Genomic DNA, 15,335 nt, shown 5'->3' on the forward strand with positions numbered 1-15,335 from the left:
GTTCACTCGTCCGAGTTACTTAAAAGAGTGAGTCGGATCTGCGCGGATAGCAGCATGAATCGGGATTTGAGCACTAGCAGGAGAAAATATGCCTTCCATATCTACGCGCCGCGCCAACGCAACGGACGCAGGGACGGTCGTCCGTTTTATTCACGCGCTACTCGATGAACTCACTGGCGGGAAAGCGCCCGCGCCCGACGACGTCAGACAAAGCGCGGAGATAATGCTTGCCGACGCTGGCGTGGTCGCGGTGATCGCAAGTGCAGATGACGAGCCGGTCGGCATCATGGTGCTGAATGAATGCACGGCGATCTATGCAGGAGGCAAGTTCGGCTATATTTCGGAGCTGTATGTTCGACCCGAAAAGCGCTCCAAAGGGATTGCCCCTCATCTGCTTGAGGTCGCCTCGCGGGAAGGCCGTGCGCGTGGTTGGAAGCGACTTGAGCTTGCAGCGCCCAGGCAACCAAAATGGAAGCGCACGCTCGATTTCTATCTGCGCAACGGGTTCGAGGAACTCGGCCCTCGGCTCTGTCGGATTATCTAGACTAGAGAGTTTGCTATGGGCTGCTCAAAGCAACCTGCACGACCTCAGCGGGTTGAGGTCCGGCGTGGTCGCTGCCTGACGCTGCAATCGTACCAGCATCGTCATCGCAAATGTGTGCCTCAGATAATGCACGGTTCCCGTCACGCCGGCCGCCCGGAACGCATCGGCAAACCGCCGTCAATCGGGTCACCCTAGCGGCGTTTCCTTGAGTGTTGAGGAACAGAGCCGAGGGCGGCAATTTTGCCAACCTACCGGGGCGCTGCATAGACGACCGCACCTGACTTGCACCCGGTTACGCTGCGTATAGCCGAATGGCGGATGATTCCTATGGGGGTAGTCCTATGAAATTGCACGCGAAAGTCTTTGGTGGAGCGGCAGCGTTGCTCGCTGCCTGGCCGGCGATGGCCAGCGACGCTGTGGCGAGCGAACCGGCGCCCTACAATCCCAATTTCTCTTTCGTTGGCGGCGTCGGCGTCATCGACATCCAGGCCAACGAGCTGGTCTATCAGGCTCCCGGCAGCGGCTCGAAGCTGAGCCACCTTATCTGGGAAAACACCTCTGCGGTCATTTCAGCCGAGATGACGGCGCGCAGCGAGGCCGGCTGGACCGCCAAGCTTTCCGGCCAGATCGCCTTCAGCGGCGACAGCTACATGGAAGACTATGACTGGAACCCGTCATTCTCGACCAATGATGGCTGGAACGACTGGAGCAACCGTTCGCGCCATTCCGACACCGATCTTGATTACTTCTATTCGGCAACCGTCGCGCTCGGCCACGATTTCCAGTTCAGCGACCAGCTGCTGATCAACGTCAACGGTGGTTTCAAGTACACCTCGGTCAAGTGGACTGCCTATGGCGGCTCCTATGTCTACAGCGTTGCCGGCTTCCGGGATTCGGTTGGCGACTTCCCAGGAGACGCAAAGGCCATCAGCTACCAGCAGAAATTGCCGGTCGCCTTCGCCGGCATCCATGCGACCTATGTCCAGGATCGCTGGAACTTCGGCTTTGCGCTGAAGGGCGGCACGACCTTCTCGGCCGGCGATACCGATCATCACTGGATGCGTGACCTGCGCTTCGAGGATGATTTCGAATTGGCGCCGGTTCTGATGGTCGGCGGCAGCGTCGGCTACCAGTACAACGAGCGGACCAGCTTCTTCGTCTCCGGTTCCTACGAAAAGGTGTTCACCGCTCGCGGCGACTACAACACCTATGACATTGCGACCGGCGCAGAGACTGGCGGCGAAGACGACTGGATCGGCGGCGATTTTGCCGCGGCGACGGTGATGGTCGGCATCAAGACCTCGTTCTGATTGAACGAGTTTGACCGGAACGCCAAACCGATGTCCGCACCGCGCAGAAATCTGACGCGCCCGCGCGACTGGATTGGACAGATACTTAAGGAAAATCAGCCAGTTACGGGCCTGGTGCAAAGATCGCACACGAAAGTTCTGCTTCTCTCGCTTTTTCGTTCCCACCATGAAGCAACCGACAGCCCTTTTCGGACGCTCTTCTGCCGACGATATTGACCGCTTCAATGCTGCCGGCGGCGCTCGCCAGTCGTACGATGAGGTTTGAATGCTCTTTAGCTAGGGTGAGCGCCCTGAGCCAATCATCATGCTGCCGGCGAACCACCTACCGGCGGCTCAAAACGACGTATTTTGGACTTTCCGCGGCGCCCTCCTGGCGTTCTCATTGACAGGAGAGACATCGAATGATGGAATGTCCTTGGTCCTAGGACAGAGGACAAGCTGCAATGATTGGAATGAAAAGTCAGGATATCGTGGTGCTTCTGAAGCTCGTGAGCTTGCAGGAGCAAGGAGAGTTCGCGGGCCATGGGGAACAGCGTAGGGGCTTTGCGGGCGAGGACCCCTTCTCTGTTCGCGGGCTGGAATCCCTAACAGGTATCAGCAAGACGGAGATCAACGCCTCCTTAAAGCGCAGTCTCTCATCGGGGTTGGCCATTAAAGACCGGGATACGGGACGGGCCAATCCTCACCGCCGCAATCTCTATGAATTTATCGTCCACGGCCTGAAGTTCGTGTTTCCCGCGAAGGCAGGCGCGATGACGCGCGGTATTCCGACGGCGTTCGCCGCGCCGATGCTGAAGGGGCTATTGGTCAGCGGAGGCGAGTACATACACATATGGCCCTATGCCCAAGGGCGGGACATGGGGCAGTCGGTTGAACCTTTGTTCAAGAGTGTGCCTGAAGCAGTCCAGAAAGATGAACGGCTCTACGAATATCTTGCTCTCGTTGATGCCATCCGGCTCGGCAATCAGCGCGAAGCGGGCCTGGCGGGACAGCGGCTTTCGGAGAGGTTCCTGAAAAAATGACGGTCCGAGGCCAATTGCTCCTGATGCTGCAGACGGTGGCGGAAGCTTTGGGGGAAGACTTCCGCGAACGGCTGGTCTTTGTCGGCGGGTGCACAACCGCTCTTTTTATAACAGACGAAGTGACCCTTGAGGATGTGAGGGCGACTGACGACGTCGACCTCATCGTCGATCTTGCCGGTTATGGAGAGTGGGCGCAGTTGCGGGAAGAATTGAGGCAGCGAGGTTTCGCTGAGTCCCCCGAGGACAACGTCATCTGCCGGATGCGGCTGCGGGACCTCAAGGTCGACTTTATGCCGGACGATGCCGGCATACTCGGCTTCACTAACCACTGGTACGCAGCTGGGATCGAAACGGCAGTAACCCATGAATTGACCGATACGCTCAGGATCAAAAAGCTTTCCCCGGAGCTATTTGTCGCGACAAAGCTGGAAGCTTATCTCGGGCGCGGCGCAGGTGATCTGTTCATGAGCCGTGACATGGAAGATATCCTCCTCATCGTCGACGGGCGGCCGGAGATCGTGGACGAGATTCTTGCTGCAGAGGCCGAAGTCCACCGGTTCATCGCCGAACAGTTCACAGTCCTGCTTCAGAACGGCGACTTCGAATATTTCCTTGAGGGAAATGTCCGCGGCCCGGCAGGGCGGACCGACATAGTGCGAGACCGGTTTGTCGCCATTAGTCGTGGCGCCGGGTGAAGAGGATGGTGGCAGCCAGTGCAGGAGCACGTGTGATGATTTCGTTTGAGGTCGGCAGCAAGGGCGTGACGCTCGAATACGAACCGCACTTCGGTGGCAATGCCTGGGTGACGCGGGAACTCAAGGCGGCGGGCAAGGTGACGCTGAGCCGGGTCTTCTTCTTCCGCACTTCCGACCTCGTGGCGGAGACGGCGCACGGTGCCGCGCACGACGACGAGGCGGACGAGGACGATCGACCGCTCTATCGGTTTCGGTTCGCGACCACAAAAAACGGATATCACCGCATTCCCGGGCGGATCCTGGGGATCGACAACGATGTGCTGATCGTCGCGGAGGGGATCGCGCTGGACCGGAAGGTCTTTGTCGCCGAGCGCAATATCAGCATCTTTCGGCGCATTGCAAAGCTGAAGCCCGGCAGCGAAATCGTCGTTGGCGGCGACCGGGTCGACAGCATCGCCGTCGAGGCCTTCGGCGAGCTGCTCGAGAGGTTCCCGAACAGCATCGAGGTCGACCGCTATGCCGCGGCGCGCGTGGAGACCATCCTCGGCGAATTCTTCGACGGCGCGACCAGCGCGCGCGATCACTACGAAAGCTACCTGAATCGCCGGAACGCCGGTGCGCGCGGCCGGGCCTTGCGACGGGATGAGCTGCTTCGTGCCGAGATCGACAAGTTCGTCTATCTGCGCGAGACCCTCTCCTCCTGGCTCGCCAGGGCGGCAAGCTACTCCGAGAAGGAGTGGCAGAAGATGGTCGTCGGCGTCATCCTACTGCTGTTCCCGAAATATGTGGCGGTGTTGGAGAATGTTCGGATCGCCGACTTCTATTCGAGGCCGGACAAGCGAAAGAACCGATACGTCGACCTTTGCGTGGTCGACGCCAACGGCAACATCGACGTCATCGAGATCAAGAAGCCTTTTGACGACATTCTGCTGAGCAGAGCAATTTATCGTGGCAACAGCGTTCCGACCAAGGAGCTGTCAGGCACCATCATGCAGGCCGAGAAATACCTGTTCCACCTCTCCAAATGGGGCGTTGAGGGGGAGCGCGAACTGTCGAAGCGATACGGGTCAGCACTTCCCGCCGGCCTCCAGATCCGGGTGACCAATCCCAAGGCGCTGCTTCTGCTCGGCCGCCATCGCCGAACGGACGGCACTGGCGGGCTCACCGAGAACCAATCGTTCGACCTGGAGGTGATCAAGCGGAAATATGTGAATATGATGGACATCGTCACCTACGACGATCTGCTCCGCCGCCTCGACAGAATCATCGTCTCGCTGACGGAGCGCGCGGGCTCGGCCGGATTGGGGCAACGCGCTGACAAGCGTGGCACAGAACGGCGGGATTGAACCGACAGGTGCGCGGGCGGCGGGGATGCGTCGGGAGCTGATGCGTGCTGAAGGGCGTTTCGACCTCTTTTGCTCGGCGGAGTTGAGGCATGTTCGCGGGCACGAAAGGAGACCTCGTCCATGAATGCCCAGGAACTTCTCGACAAGATTAAGGAACTGCCCAACAAGCCGGTCGATGTGCCCACGCCGCCGGCGATCGAGCTCGTCGCCATGGTGGTGCGCTGGGGTCGCCATCTCAAGCAGTGGAAAGCCACCACGCTCGCCGACTTCGCGCGTGTCTCGCTGTCGACGGTCGAGCGCGTCGAACGCGCGAAGAAGGTGAGCGACGAGGCGCTCGACCGCATCGCCCAAGCGCTCGGCCACGCGCCGGGCGCGTTCACCACGCCGAGCCTGCCGATCGGTCCGGACAAGGCGGCCGAACAACACCTCGTCGAGGCGTTTGGCCATCTCGAACCGGTGGCGGTGTCGCCGATGAAGACGCACAAGGCCATCCGCGATGCCGCGAAGTGCGACGCCTATCTCATCCACCGTCCCGGCGTGCCCGACACCCATGACGACCACATCGCTAATCTCGGCGAATGGCTCGATCTCGCCTCGTTCATCCTCTCCGACATCGTCGAGGAGCCATTGTCGTCGGGGCGAGGGCGGCGCCAGCTCTACAATGACATTCTTGCCAGGGTGTCCGAGCTGGAGCGCCGCGGGCTGACGGTCCTGTCCGGTGTCATGGCCGCGCCCCAGCCGGGCATGCCTGACTGGAAGGTCGCCATTGTCTCGGTGACGCCGCGCCTCACCGATCCCGGCGCGCCGAGGCGTCGTCGCGTCCTGGTCGACCGCCGGACGGTCGCCGTGACGCCGGGCTGGCTCACCGACGATTAGGGGATGAGGGCGAGGCGCTCGGTGATGAACTGGGCGATCTCAGCGGGATTGAAGCGTCGCGCGTCGACGTAGCCGTCGGTGCGGAATACGCCATCGACGGCGCCGTCGTCGACGCGCACGTACATGACGCGCTGCTCGTCCCGAGCCATGATGATTTCGCGGATCGCGCGGAACTCGACGCCGCACCAGTCCTTGCGCTGATAGTCGGCGCCGATGAAGACTACGATGAGCTTGGAGCGGTTGCGATAGATGTCCTGCAGCAGGGTGTCGAGCGATGGCCGGGCAAGCTGGGAGACGTAGTTGTTGTCGTAGAAATAGGCGTTGGGGCCGAGACTCGCCTCGAGCTCGCGGGCCACCTGCTCGACCAGCCCGCGGGCTTCGCCGGGAAACGAGAGACCAACATCGAAATGGTGCTGGGTGATGTCGACGGCGCGGCTGGCCTGCCGCGTCACGGGGGCAAGGCAATGCCCCGCGCAGCGTGCAGTTCTTTCGGCAGGTTGACGTCCTTGATCGCCCAGTGCGTGCGATTCATCTCCCATTTGCCGATGTCGAGCTCGAAGGCGAGGGCGTCGAAGTCGGCCGCGCTGAAGGACGATAAACGAGCGATCTTCGCCGCCGCCGCGCACGCGCAACGCGCCGTAGACTATCTGTTGCGCTTCAGCGCCTCCGAAGCAGCCGCCGCGTGAGCGGCGGCCTTCTGGACCGAAGCGTCTACAGCATGCGACGGCTGGCCATCGTTGCCACGCCGAGTGTCACGTTACGCGTCGGCGTGGGTATCGGCGCGCAAGAGAACATCGTCAAAAATAACGCCGGCCTCATCGCTTATGGCTGACAGGGCGACTTGATAGCGTGCATACTCGCCGGGCGCGAATTCCACTCCGAACCGGTCGACGACATCCTTTTGGGAAAGCCTGAAGCCGTAGGTGCGTAGCGACCGGCGCCCATTGGTATCGCGCGTCGAGACCGCAACCACTTTCCAAAAGACAAGAGGATACTGCACCGGGCCGGTCCCGAAATCTTCGGATGGATCGTTCGGGTTCAAGATCGGACCCGCTATGATGCAGGCGCGCGTGTCACCTGATTGCAAGTCGCGTTGAATGTGGTTTTCGAAACCGCCCCACAAGCCTTGAACTCCCGGCCATTGCTTTCCCGGTTGGGAGCGGTTGAAGGCCGCGTGCTGCGGCGTGCAATTTGAGAAGTGAAACGTGTCGGAATTGGCAAACTCGATTTCCGTCGGCGTATCACCCCAGGCATTGTCTTCCCTACGCACGATATGACCCCGGTCGATCTGTTTGGCGGGCGCGTAGATGTCGGGATCGCCCAACTGGTATTTCTGGGGAATTCGCGGGTCAACCACCCAACGATCTTGACCGAAGAAGGCGCGGCCGCTGGAGGTCCTTTTCGATGCATCGTAATCGACATTCACCGCCGACCACATCTGCATGCGCCGGGAAGCGTTCATCGCCAGGCTGAAGTGATGGTACTTGAGCACGACGATCTGGCCATTCTCCTTATACGTCTCCTGGTCCCGCTCCTGCGAAATGCGAGGCAGCGGCACGGTGATATCGTTTTCGAGAAAGTCAGGGTTGTAGCCTTCTCGATCGTCGTAATTGGGGTCGAAGCGCAGTGCTTTCTCGAGCGCCTCGTCTGCCGCGACCGCGGCCGTCGCCTGTGGAAGCTGTGATGCCGGCACACCGCTACCAACGAAAATCGTCACTGGTCCGGAAAAATTCATGGTAACGCCGCCCATCACGTTTCCTTTCGTGTTTGCGAAAATTTTGGAGGGATCAGGTAACACAGGACTAAGGGCTTCTGGCGCGCGAGGCGTCGCTAGCTTCTCGACCTCATCGGTAGGATCGGTCGTGTTGGCCAGCAATTCGTCCAAAAGATGCTTGGAGGCGGGCGTGGTCGGTACAAGCCCGCCGAAGGCCTTTACCAACGCACTTATGCGCACACCCTCATTCGCGATCCAGTCTATCCCGTCATCCGGCTGGCCAGGTGACCATGCCGAACCGTCCTTATTGAGAATAGTATTGCCACGCATTTTTGGAATGGAGGCGTGGTGCAAACCGACGACCTCCCACATTTCCGAATAGCAGGCCGAGCCCGACGATCCTTCCTCGGTGTCGGTCTCGTACCGGAGGAAACCGTCCTCCCGCAGCTCGAGCAGCCGGCAATTCTCCATCGCATAGCGTTTTGGCCCGCCATCAGGATATTCGATCATCCGGATAGGCATTCCGGGCAGGATCTTTGACCGCGATCCATTGATCGCCAGGAAGTTGACAGAGGAGAGAAGCTCGCCGGTGATTGCCTTCGGCTTCACCGCGACGAGCGCGAAATCGAGATCCTCCGCCGAGAAGAAAAGGGCGTCCGGATCAAACTCGAAAATGATGCCGCGGGCGACACCTGATGCCGTCTCATCATGAAGAAAATTTGCGCCGGTTCCTCGTACCGAGCCGGGATCCGGAAACACATGCCAGTTTGTCAGAAGAACGTTAGGTGAAACCATGAACCCGGTCGCAAACCCGACCGGGTCGACCTTCGGATCGACGTTGGCCACGATGCGGGCGACCGGCCGGCCAGCGGCTCGGGCAGCATCGTCTGGCGGCAAGGTGTACCAGTCAAGGGTAGGCCCCATCTTCCGCTCGACGAACACCGGAAGACGGCCTTGTGCCTTCAGTTCGCTCGCCTGATCAAAGCTCGAACGGCGAGCGTCGTAGCGCGCCTGTTCCGATGGCGTCACTTGCGTCGTCGCAGGCGTTGGCGGCTGCGCTTTCCATCGTTTTGCAGCCGCAATCATTACCGCGCGGCGGCGCTCGTCGAACAAATTAGTCGCAACCATGGTAGATTCCTCCCTCCAAGGAATAGAGACAGTCTATGAGATTCTATTTGACGATAGGGATTGAAAGATTTGACATTAAACGATTTAATCTCCAGGCGAGTTAATAGTTCAAATGCGTCATATTTAAGCGGCTAACATATTTGCAAACGCAGTCCATTCTGACCCGCTATTCCTCTATCAATTTCTAAAAAGAATCCAAACAGCCTCTTACGTCACTATGCAACAAAGAGTAATGTGCGGTCAATGTGAAGAATAGAGTTCTCAACGAAGTTCCTAGGGCGGGATCGCTTGTTCGGTTGTCTTTAGCGGCAGGAGCTTCGGCGCCTGCCTGCGCATAGGGGCACCTGAAGGTCATTCGATCACGTAGAGATCACAAAGCGGTGATTTTCAGTGCCGCCGCTTCAACGGGTGCAGAGCATTCTTGGGGGAGACGTCCATGACAGCGCGTACCAGACCGGACACGAAGTTGCGTGTCGCTCACTTTGCTGCCGCCGCTCGTCGGTTCGTTCCGGTCCTTCTCATTTTGGTTGGCGTTTCGGGCTGCGAAAAAAATCTCTTCCAGGCGCCAATCCATGGTGGCACTGCCGATGTGCCGCCGGCACCCGTGTCGGACAGCGTTCTCACGCTGGTGGCGCAAATCCCGTATGAGACGCTAGTGCAAGCAGCCCAATCGAAGATACCGCAATCCGTTCCAGTGCAAGGAGATGGTCAAATCGGATGTGTCGGTATTCCTCATATTAATCCCGGACACGTGGGACATCATACTGAGTGCCGTTGGATCGGTGTCCGTGTTTGCGCTGAGGTGCCGGATATTACCGCTCCGAGCCTTGGCACTACGAACCAATGCGCCGACTTTCATTGGCATGCTGACATCGCAAGAGATGGCCCTCTTGTTGTGGCCCAGGCGGGCAATGGCGTTCACGTCGAACAGCCGCTGTTTGTCAGCGGTCAGGCCGGCGTAGGTGGCGACCTTGCCAAACTGCTTTCGCTTTCCGGAAAGAACTTCGAAGCTCGGCTGGTCCCCGGCGTCGATCTGCAGTTCGACATGAACGATAAGTGGTGCCCCGTGCTCTCAGGAACCCCGACCGGCAGATGGGTGAGCAGTGCTTCGGTGGAAGTCGTGGGCAAAAACTGTCTCGGCTTTGATTTTGGAAACCTGGGGCACCCCCAAGTCTGCGCAGGGCCAATCAATCTGGGACTGGCTGACGTGTTGAACGGCCAGATCAATGACCACCGCGCCAAGATACAGGATGCCATCGCTAAAGCTCTGCCTTGTGATGCGCTTCGGTCAAAAGTTGAGGCCCAATGGCACGCCATTGCGATCAAGATCGACCGCCCGGACAACACGCCCGTCTATCTCAACATCGTCCCCACAGCGGCGAGCTTTTCGGGCCTGGTCGGTGAAGCGCAAAGCATGAAGATGACCGTGCGTGTCGCGGCAAAGACCAGTCTTGCCGCAGAGCCAGTTGCCACACAGTCTCTGTCTCTGCCGCCATTGGGCAAAACATCAGCTGATCGAAGTCAGGCCGACATCACCGTGCAAGCAGCTGCTCCCTATGGATTGCTGTTGGACGAGCTGTCAAAGAACCTTAAGGGTCACGACTTCCAGCAGCAGACGCCGGCAGGCGCCGTCGATGTGAAGGTCGAGGATATTGACCTATATCCGAGCGCTGGCTCTGTCGTGGTTGGCTTGAAGGTACAGGCAAAGCTGCCGGGCGAGTTCCTGAATACGACCGGCTGGGTTTACCTCTCAGGGGTACCCCGCGTCGAGAAAACTGGCACAGCGATCTCGATCAATAAATTGCATTTCGCGACCGTCCTGGACAACGCCTTCTGGAAGGCTGCACAATCCCTGTTCGAAACCCAGATCCTGGCAGATTTAGAGGCTCATTCGAAAGTCGATCTCAACAAGCAGATCAACGACGCGTCCGATGAGATCTTGAAGGCCGTTCACAATACCAACGTTCCGGGGTTGAAGATTTCCGCTGACACTCCGTCGATTGAACTTCTGGATATCACTGTCGGGCCGGAAAATCTGATTGCCAGTGCCCGCCTTAAAATGAATTTCGATATGGCGCTATCAGCTGATTTGGTAGGTCAGTAGCCCATCTGCCAAACGAGCCGCGGCCATTCATAACGAACAAGAGGGTACCAATGACCCAATCCCAGCTTAGCAAGGTTTGGTTTGTGGTCAGTGCGCTCCTTCTCTATTACGCCCTGAATTCTTGGGTGGTCGCGCAAGGCGGGGAAGAGATTTTCGGTCCAAAGCTGGTCATGAAGGCGAGGGTGCCTGCAGTAATGATCGCAATCCCGATATGTTCGATTTTGCTCGCCCTAACCTCACTCATTGGACGGGTCTATGCCCTACGCAGCGGCTCGCACTGGCATGCGCGGATACCGGTTGTCGGCTTCGACGCGATCGAGACGGGCTCGCGAGAAGGCCGCGTCTATCAAGGCGCGATGATTGTGGTCTTCTCTGTGCTGCCCGCGATCGCGCTGGTCTATTTCTGGTGTACGTTTCTCTCCGCGACGGTAATGCTGAACGACGGCAAGAAGGACCCAGGCGCGAGCCTTTGGGATTGGTCGGAACTCCGGACGCTGAACGATCCCGCTCGTATCTGCACTGAATTTGACAAGGGGCTCGACAAGCCGTGTATCGGCAGCGCGACGGTGCTGCCGGGCCTTGAGCCAACAATCTTTGGCGCGCTAACCCTCGCGGGCTTTATTGCGCTCGCGATGCACTGGCGTGCTGTGGCGATGGGTCAACGGCATCAGGCCTCACCGATCACGACCCACGGCAAGTAGGAGTCAGCGGATTGAAACTGTCAGTCAGTTGCGGGCGACGAAAGAGGCTTGCGGCCAAGCAATTCCTGCAAGGCGACCTGGCCGGTAACGGCAGATCCGGCAACCCACGCCAGCATCACCCACTCGGAAACAGTCATGCCGCCGACGCGCGCGTAGAGCATTGCGCCTACCACGGCTGAGAACAGGCCTAACCCCACCGCCAACATCACGGCCATCTTAAACAGCGCGTGTGGCGGTTTCTGTCCGACAAACTGTCCGCAGGCGTACATGGCGGCAATGGGGATGCTCACAGCGATGATAAGAAGTCCGATTGTTGCAAAGAACACCATCTCTCTCATCCCTCCGCCTTTACGGCGTTTGCATCTGTGGCCGCTTCTTATCCAGCGCCATCAACAGAGTGTCTCGCAAGCAATTCCGTCGCCATCGCGATCCAGCTTGCCACCCCATGGACAGTTGTTGAGATACCATTGGGCTTCGTTGCAAGAGCTGATTTGCGAGCATGTCCGCCGCGGTTGGCATGAAAAGCTTTGCGCTACCTGTGAGCGGCTGATGATGCCAAGCGGCTGGCTCGACGGCCTCGCATCGCCGGCGTGCAAAGCCCGCCATTCCCAGGGTGCCTGAAACGTTCCGACCCAAAGACCGAGTTTCGCGGCCTCCGCCTTCGCCTGCTGCGCTGAATAGGCCCCGTGGCTGAAGCGGGGCCAATCCAGAGCCTGGCCGTGCTCGACCATCCAGGAGGCGACGCTGACGCCATCCGCGCGCTGGCAATCACCGACAAACCGGTGATATCGGTCCCAAGTTACGAAGGTGCAGTGCACCGGCCTGGAGGCCGCTAGAAATGCGTCCAGTGCGTCGGCTGAGCGGCGCCCGCAGGGATAGTCGAATCCCTTGGCGTCGCTGCAGTACTGCTTGCTCTCCGGCGCGTCGATGCCGTTAAAGCGGATCCGCTGGCCATGGACTTCGATCGTGTCCCCGTCGATAACGGACGCGACGCCGGCGATCGGCTCCGGCCTCGATCCGAACCAGTTCGAAACGCCAATGTCTGGTATTCGGTCGGTGTGCTGCATGGCTGATTGCGTGGCTAAGGCGGCAGCGGCAGCCACTGTCAGAAAGACCAGGCCCAACGGCACGCTTGCGCGGCGCCAGGCGCGTGATCGACCCACGCCATTGCCCTTGCGCCCCTGACCCGAGCGATTTTTGTAGCGAGATTTGTCCAAGCTATTCTCCCCATCACTAGAATGCTATCAAATTTGGCGCTGGTCTAGGTTTGGCGGGTGACAAGGGTTGAGAATCTTTCTGTATGGCCGGGAGCTGATCGATCGCGTCAACACAGTGTGTCAATAACTCTTGCGAACTGGAGCAAAAGGTAGCGGCCTCAAAGTACGCGATGAGAAAGACCATGGCCGGCCGCGCTGGTTGCAAGGAATCGCTCCGGAGGCCGAACCACTTCTTTAGTTTGCACGCAGCGCGTCGATGTACTATCGAGCACATTCAGAATGGGTTTTTTGCATTCTGCTGGGTGGGGCAAGCCGGATATGACCGACGCCGATTGCGGGATTGCTGCGCGATGAAGCGCGCGGCGTGCCGCAAGCATGTGTTTTCCAGGGTTCGATCGTAGGGGTAAAGACGTTGGTTGCGAGGTTTGAAGCGCTCGAGAAGCTGCGCAATCGGATAATGGAAGCGAACCACGACTATAGGGTGGGGGCAGACATTTTCCCGAGTCTCAACGTCGACAAGATTGCCCGGGACATGGACCTCGACGATCAGGGAACGGCGCATGGCGAAAAAGACCAGCCATCGTCCTCGTCCAAGGCCCTCGACGAGGTCGAACACTCCATCGTCGAAAGGGTGCAGGACGAGAAAAAGGCGGCCCACCAGATCCTTGAGGATCAGCTTCACCTCTTCTCCGGCCGCGTTGCGAACCTGGGCCTTGAGGAGCAGTTCGGCCTCCTTCAGCAAGCCAATACTTCAAGCCTGTCCGACTTCAAGGGAGAAATAGCGATCGGTTTGGATACCCTTCACGCCAAGCGAACCGACCTTCACGAGGCAACCACGGAGCTTTCCAGCTTCCGCAAGAACCACCGCTTGGAACGCGTTGCCAGGCTGCAGCAAGGAACAGCCCATCTTTTCAGGGTGGCGCTCCTTATTTTCCTCCTGCTGGTCGAGACGTATCTCAACGGATCCTTTCTGGCCAAGGGCAACGACCAAGGCTTCCTCGGTGGTGCCACGGAAGCATTCGCCTTTTCCTTCGTGAATATCGTGTCCGCGTTGATTTTCGCCATCTTCTGCGTGCGCTGGGTGACCCATCGGTCTTGGGGAGGGAAGCTTGTCGGAACCGTTTTCATCCTGCTCTATGCCGCTATTGCACTCGGGATCAACTTGCTGCTTGCGCACTATCGTGAGGTCAGCGGAACGCTCGCCGACGGAGCTGGCAACATTGCGGTCCAGAGAATGCTCCATAACCCGCTCGGGCTTGAGGAGGTGAGATCGTGGATGCTCTTCCTGGTCGGTCTGCTCTTTTCTATCATCGCCTTCATCGACGGCTGGTTCGTTCTCGATCCATATCCAGGTTATGCCGGCGTGGAAAAAAGGCGCCGGGAGAGGCGGCAGGATTACACCGATACCAAAGCCGACCTCATAGACCGCCTCATCGAATTGCGCGACGACCACAATACCAAGGTCGAAGACATCTTGAAGGGGCTAAGCAGCCGTAGGAGAGAACACGCTGCAATCCTATCCAGCCGTGCGCGGCTTTTGGCTCTGTTCAATGAACATCAAGAGCAGCTCGAGAGGAGTTGCAACCAGCTGCTTTCAAAATACCGCGAAGCAAACATTCGGGCGCGCAAAACTCCCGCTCCAAAACACTTCTCCCAGCCCTTTAAACTCCAAAAGACCAAGCCCATTGTCCAAAACGATGGTGAGATCAAGGATAGCGATCTTGCTTCATCAATTGCCGCGGCCCAGCAGGCGCTGAACGAGCAGATGCTGCAGGTGGGCAAGGAATGCGAGTCCGGGATCGAAAAGTATCGCGACCTCGACAAGCTGTATCCGGAGACGCTCGATGGCCAGGCCTAGAAGCCGTCGCAGGGCAGGGAGCTCGCGCGGGAAAGGCGTTGGAGCGATTGTCGGAACAATCCTGCTTGGACTTGCCTCGCTCGCAATGTTTTCCGGCTACGTCTGGCTCAACGTAAAGGCCCGGGACGTGGTGGAAACAAACGCAAAGACGGGCTGCCCGACAAAGGCGGGACCGAACAGCGTCACCGCTGTTCTTTTTGACACCTCTGATCCCGTCCCGCAGGCGACCATGGAGGATCTTGCCAACAAATTCAGGCAGATTGCCGGCTCAATCAAGCAAGGCGGCTACCTCTGGGTTGGCACCTTGACAGCGGTACCTGGCGACCTGAAAGAGCTGTACGCGCGTTGCAATCCGGGAGACGGCTCAACGGTTGACGTCTGGACCAGCAATCCCGGAAAGCATCAGAGAATCTGGGAAGAGGCCTTCGACAAGCCCCTCAAGGAACTGCCGGAGCACTTGCCGGCGGATAGCCAGGCTGATCAGTCGCCGATCATGGCTGGCATCCAGAAACTGAAGCTCAGCCTGTTCGACAACGGCATGTTCGACAATGTTCCAAAACGGTTGGTCCTCGTGTCGGACATGATGGAGAACACGCCCGCCTATTCCCAATACAAAGCGGGCGCCGACTACAACGCCTTCAAGAAAAGCCCAGCGAATTCGCGCTTCAGGACCGATCTTCTCGGCGCCGACGTAACCATTCTCTATTTCAACAGGCCGGAAAGGAAGTTCCCGTCCGTCGACCACGCCAATTTTTGGACGCAGTGGTTTTCGGAGAACGGGGGCAATCTCAGCGACTTTACAAAGCTGGAAGGGATGTAA

At 58.8% G+C, this 15,335-nt stretch carries 14 protein-coding genes and 1 pseudogene; 11 read left to right on the forward strand and 4 right to left on the reverse strand.

Features of this window, described 5'->3' with window-relative positions; all coding sequences use genetic code 11:
• Window positions 1–223: 223 nt before the first annotated feature.
• The 6 genes from CN311_RS15590 (at window position 224) to CN311_RS15620 (ending at window position 5,793) form a co-directional block, all read left to right on the forward strand.
• Window positions 224–544 carry a GNAT family N-acetyltransferase gene (locus CN311_RS15590; RefSeq protein ID WP_245437257.1) on the forward strand — a complete coding sequence of 107 codons (321 nt, stop codon included), beginning with the start codon at window positions 224–226 and terminating at the stop codon, window positions 542–544.
• Window positions 545–885: 341 nt separating this feature from the next.
• Window positions 886–1,854: an omptin family outer membrane protease gene (locus tag CN311_RS15600; RefSeq protein ID WP_097574683.1), complete on the forward strand. Its 969-nt coding sequence runs from the start codon at window positions 886–888 to the stop codon at window positions 1,852–1,854.
• A 452-nt stretch (window positions 1,855–2,306) separates the two neighbouring features.
• Window positions 2,307–2,876 (forward strand): hypothetical protein, encoded by a 570-nt coding sequence (locus CN311_RS15605; RefSeq protein WP_027056401.1) that lies wholly within the window; start codon window positions 2,307–2,309, stop codon window positions 2,874–2,876.
• 23 nt (window positions 2,877–2,899) lie between these two features.
• A complete protein-coding gene (locus tag CN311_RS15610) occupies window positions 2,900–3,571 on the forward strand; it encodes a hypothetical protein (protein ID WP_425351077.1) in 672 nt (223 codons plus the stop codon).
• Between the two features lie 35 nt (window positions 3,572–3,606).
• Window positions 3,607–4,917: a Shedu immune nuclease family protein gene (locus CN311_RS15615; protein ID WP_097574685.1), complete on the forward strand. Its 1,311-nt coding sequence runs from the start codon at window positions 3,607–3,609 to the stop codon at window positions 4,915–4,917.
• Between the two features lie 120 nt (window positions 4,918–5,037).
• On the forward strand, window positions 5,038–5,793 hold the full coding sequence (locus CN311_RS15620) for a helix-turn-helix domain-containing protein (RefSeq protein WP_097574686.1): 756 nt from the start codon (window positions 5,038–5,040) through the stop codon (window positions 5,791–5,793).
• Here CN311_RS15620 and CN311_RS32580 read toward each other — a convergent pair.
• Window positions 5,790–6,379, reverse strand: a pseudogene (locus tag CN311_RS32580) (toll/interleukin-1 receptor domain-containing protein); the annotation flags it as partial. The gene CN311_RS15620 and the pseudogene CN311_RS32580 sit on opposite strands and share 4 nt — an antisense overlap.
• Between CN311_RS32580 and CN311_RS33405 the strand changes: the two are divergent.
• The gene (locus CN311_RS33405; RefSeq protein WP_245440842.1) at window positions 6,300–6,479 is read left to right on the forward strand and encodes a hypothetical protein; all 180 of its coding nucleotides are present in this window, start codon (window positions 6,300–6,302) and stop codon (window positions 6,477–6,479) included. The pseudogene CN311_RS32580 and the gene CN311_RS33405 sit on opposite strands and share 80 nt — an antisense overlap.
• A 71-nt stretch (window positions 6,480–6,550) precedes the next feature.
• Here the strand turns inward: CN311_RS33405 and CN311_RS15635 are convergent, their stop codons facing one another.
• Window positions 6,551–8,635, reverse strand: a complete 2,085-nt coding sequence (locus CN311_RS15635) for a DNA/RNA non-specific endonuclease (protein ID WP_097574687.1) — start codon at window positions 8,633–8,635, stop codon at window positions 6,551–6,553.
• Between the two features lie 436 nt (window positions 8,636–9,071).
• On the opposite strand from CN311_RS15635, the gene CN311_RS15640 reads away from it, so the two are divergent.
• Window positions 9,072–10,739, forward strand: a complete 1,668-nt coding sequence (locus CN311_RS15640; protein ID WP_097574688.1) for a DUF4403 family protein — start codon at window positions 9,072–9,074, stop codon at window positions 10,737–10,739.
• A 50-nt stretch (window positions 10,740–10,789) separates the two neighbouring features.
• Entirely contained in the window at window positions 10,790–11,440 is a 651-nt protein-coding gene (locus CN311_RS15645) for a hypothetical protein (RefSeq protein ID WP_097574689.1), read from the forward strand.
• A 20-nt stretch (window positions 11,441–11,460) separates the two neighbouring features.
• Here the strand turns inward: CN311_RS15645 and CN311_RS15650 are convergent, their stop codons facing one another.
• Both CN311_RS15650 and CN311_RS15655 read right to left on the reverse strand, forming a co-directional pair.
• Entirely contained in the window at window positions 11,461–11,769 is a 309-nt protein-coding gene (locus CN311_RS15650) for a hypothetical protein (protein WP_133117184.1), read from the reverse strand.
• A gap of 60 nt (window positions 11,770–11,829) precedes the next feature.
• Window positions 11,830–12,657 carry an excalibur calcium-binding domain-containing protein gene (locus CN311_RS15655; RefSeq protein WP_208866503.1) on the reverse strand — a complete coding sequence of 276 codons (828 nt, stop codon included), beginning with the start codon at window positions 12,655–12,657 and terminating at the stop codon, window positions 11,830–11,832.
• A 340-nt stretch (window positions 12,658–12,997) separates the two neighbouring features.
• On the opposite strand from CN311_RS15655, the gene CN311_RS15660 reads away from it, so the two are divergent.
• A complete protein-coding gene (locus CN311_RS15660) occupies window positions 12,998–14,515 on the forward strand; it encodes a hypothetical protein (RefSeq protein WP_245440837.1) in 1,518 nt (505 codons plus the stop codon).
• An 85-nt stretch (window positions 14,516–14,600) separates the two neighbouring features.
• Window positions 14,601–15,335: a hypothetical protein gene (locus CN311_RS15665; protein WP_097574692.1), complete on the forward strand. Its 735-nt coding sequence runs from the start codon at window positions 14,601–14,603 to the stop codon at window positions 15,333–15,335.

It is taken from the genome of Mesorhizobium sanjuanii (assembly GCF_002529485.1).
Classification (GTDB): Bacteria; Pseudomonadota; Alphaproteobacteria; order Rhizobiales; family Rhizobiaceae; genus Mesorhizobium; species Mesorhizobium sanjuanii.

Excerpts from the sequence above, each read along its gene's own strand:
- CN311_RS15610 (WP_425351077.1), top strand. The coding sequence starts at position 2,900 with ATGCTGCAGACGGTGGCGGAAGCTTTGGGGGAAGACTTCCGCGAACGG.
- CN311_RS15590 (WP_245437257.1), top strand. The coding sequence starts at position 224 with ATGCTTGCCGACGCTGGCGTGGTCGCGGTGATCGCAAGTGCAGATGAC.
- CN311_RS15615 (WP_097574685.1), top strand. The coding sequence starts at position 3,607 with ATGATTTCGTTTGAGGTCGGCAGCAAGGGCGTGACGCTCGAATACGAA.
- CN311_RS15605 (WP_027056401.1), top strand. The coding sequence starts at position 2,307 with ATGAAAAGTCAGGATATCGTGGTGCTTCTGAAGCTCGTGAGCTTGCAG.
- CN311_RS15620 (WP_097574686.1), top strand. The coding sequence starts at position 5,038 with ATGAATGCCCAGGAACTTCTCGACAAGATTAAGGAACTGCCCAACAAG.
- CN311_RS15645 (WP_097574689.1), top strand. The coding sequence starts at position 10,790 with ATGACCCAATCCCAGCTTAGCAAGGTTTGGTTTGTGGTCAGTGCGCTC.
- CN311_RS15635 (WP_097574687.1), bottom strand. The coding sequence starts at position 8,635 with ATGGTTGCGACTAATTTGTTCGACGAGCGCCGCCGCGCGGTAATGATT.
- CN311_RS15640 (WP_097574688.1), top strand. The coding sequence starts at position 9,072 with ATGACAGCGCGTACCAGACCGGACACGAAGTTGCGTGTCGCTCACTTT.
- CN311_RS15665 (WP_097574692.1), top strand. The coding sequence starts at position 14,601 with ATGTTTTCCGGCTACGTCTGGCTCAACGTAAAGGCCCGGGACGTGGTG.
- CN311_RS15650 (WP_133117184.1), bottom strand. The coding sequence starts at position 11,769 with ATGGTGTTCTTTGCAACAATCGGACTTCTTATCATCGCTGTGAGCATC.
- CN311_RS15600 (WP_097574683.1), top strand. The coding sequence starts at position 886 with ATGAAATTGCACGCGAAAGTCTTTGGTGGAGCGGCAGCGTTGCTCGCT.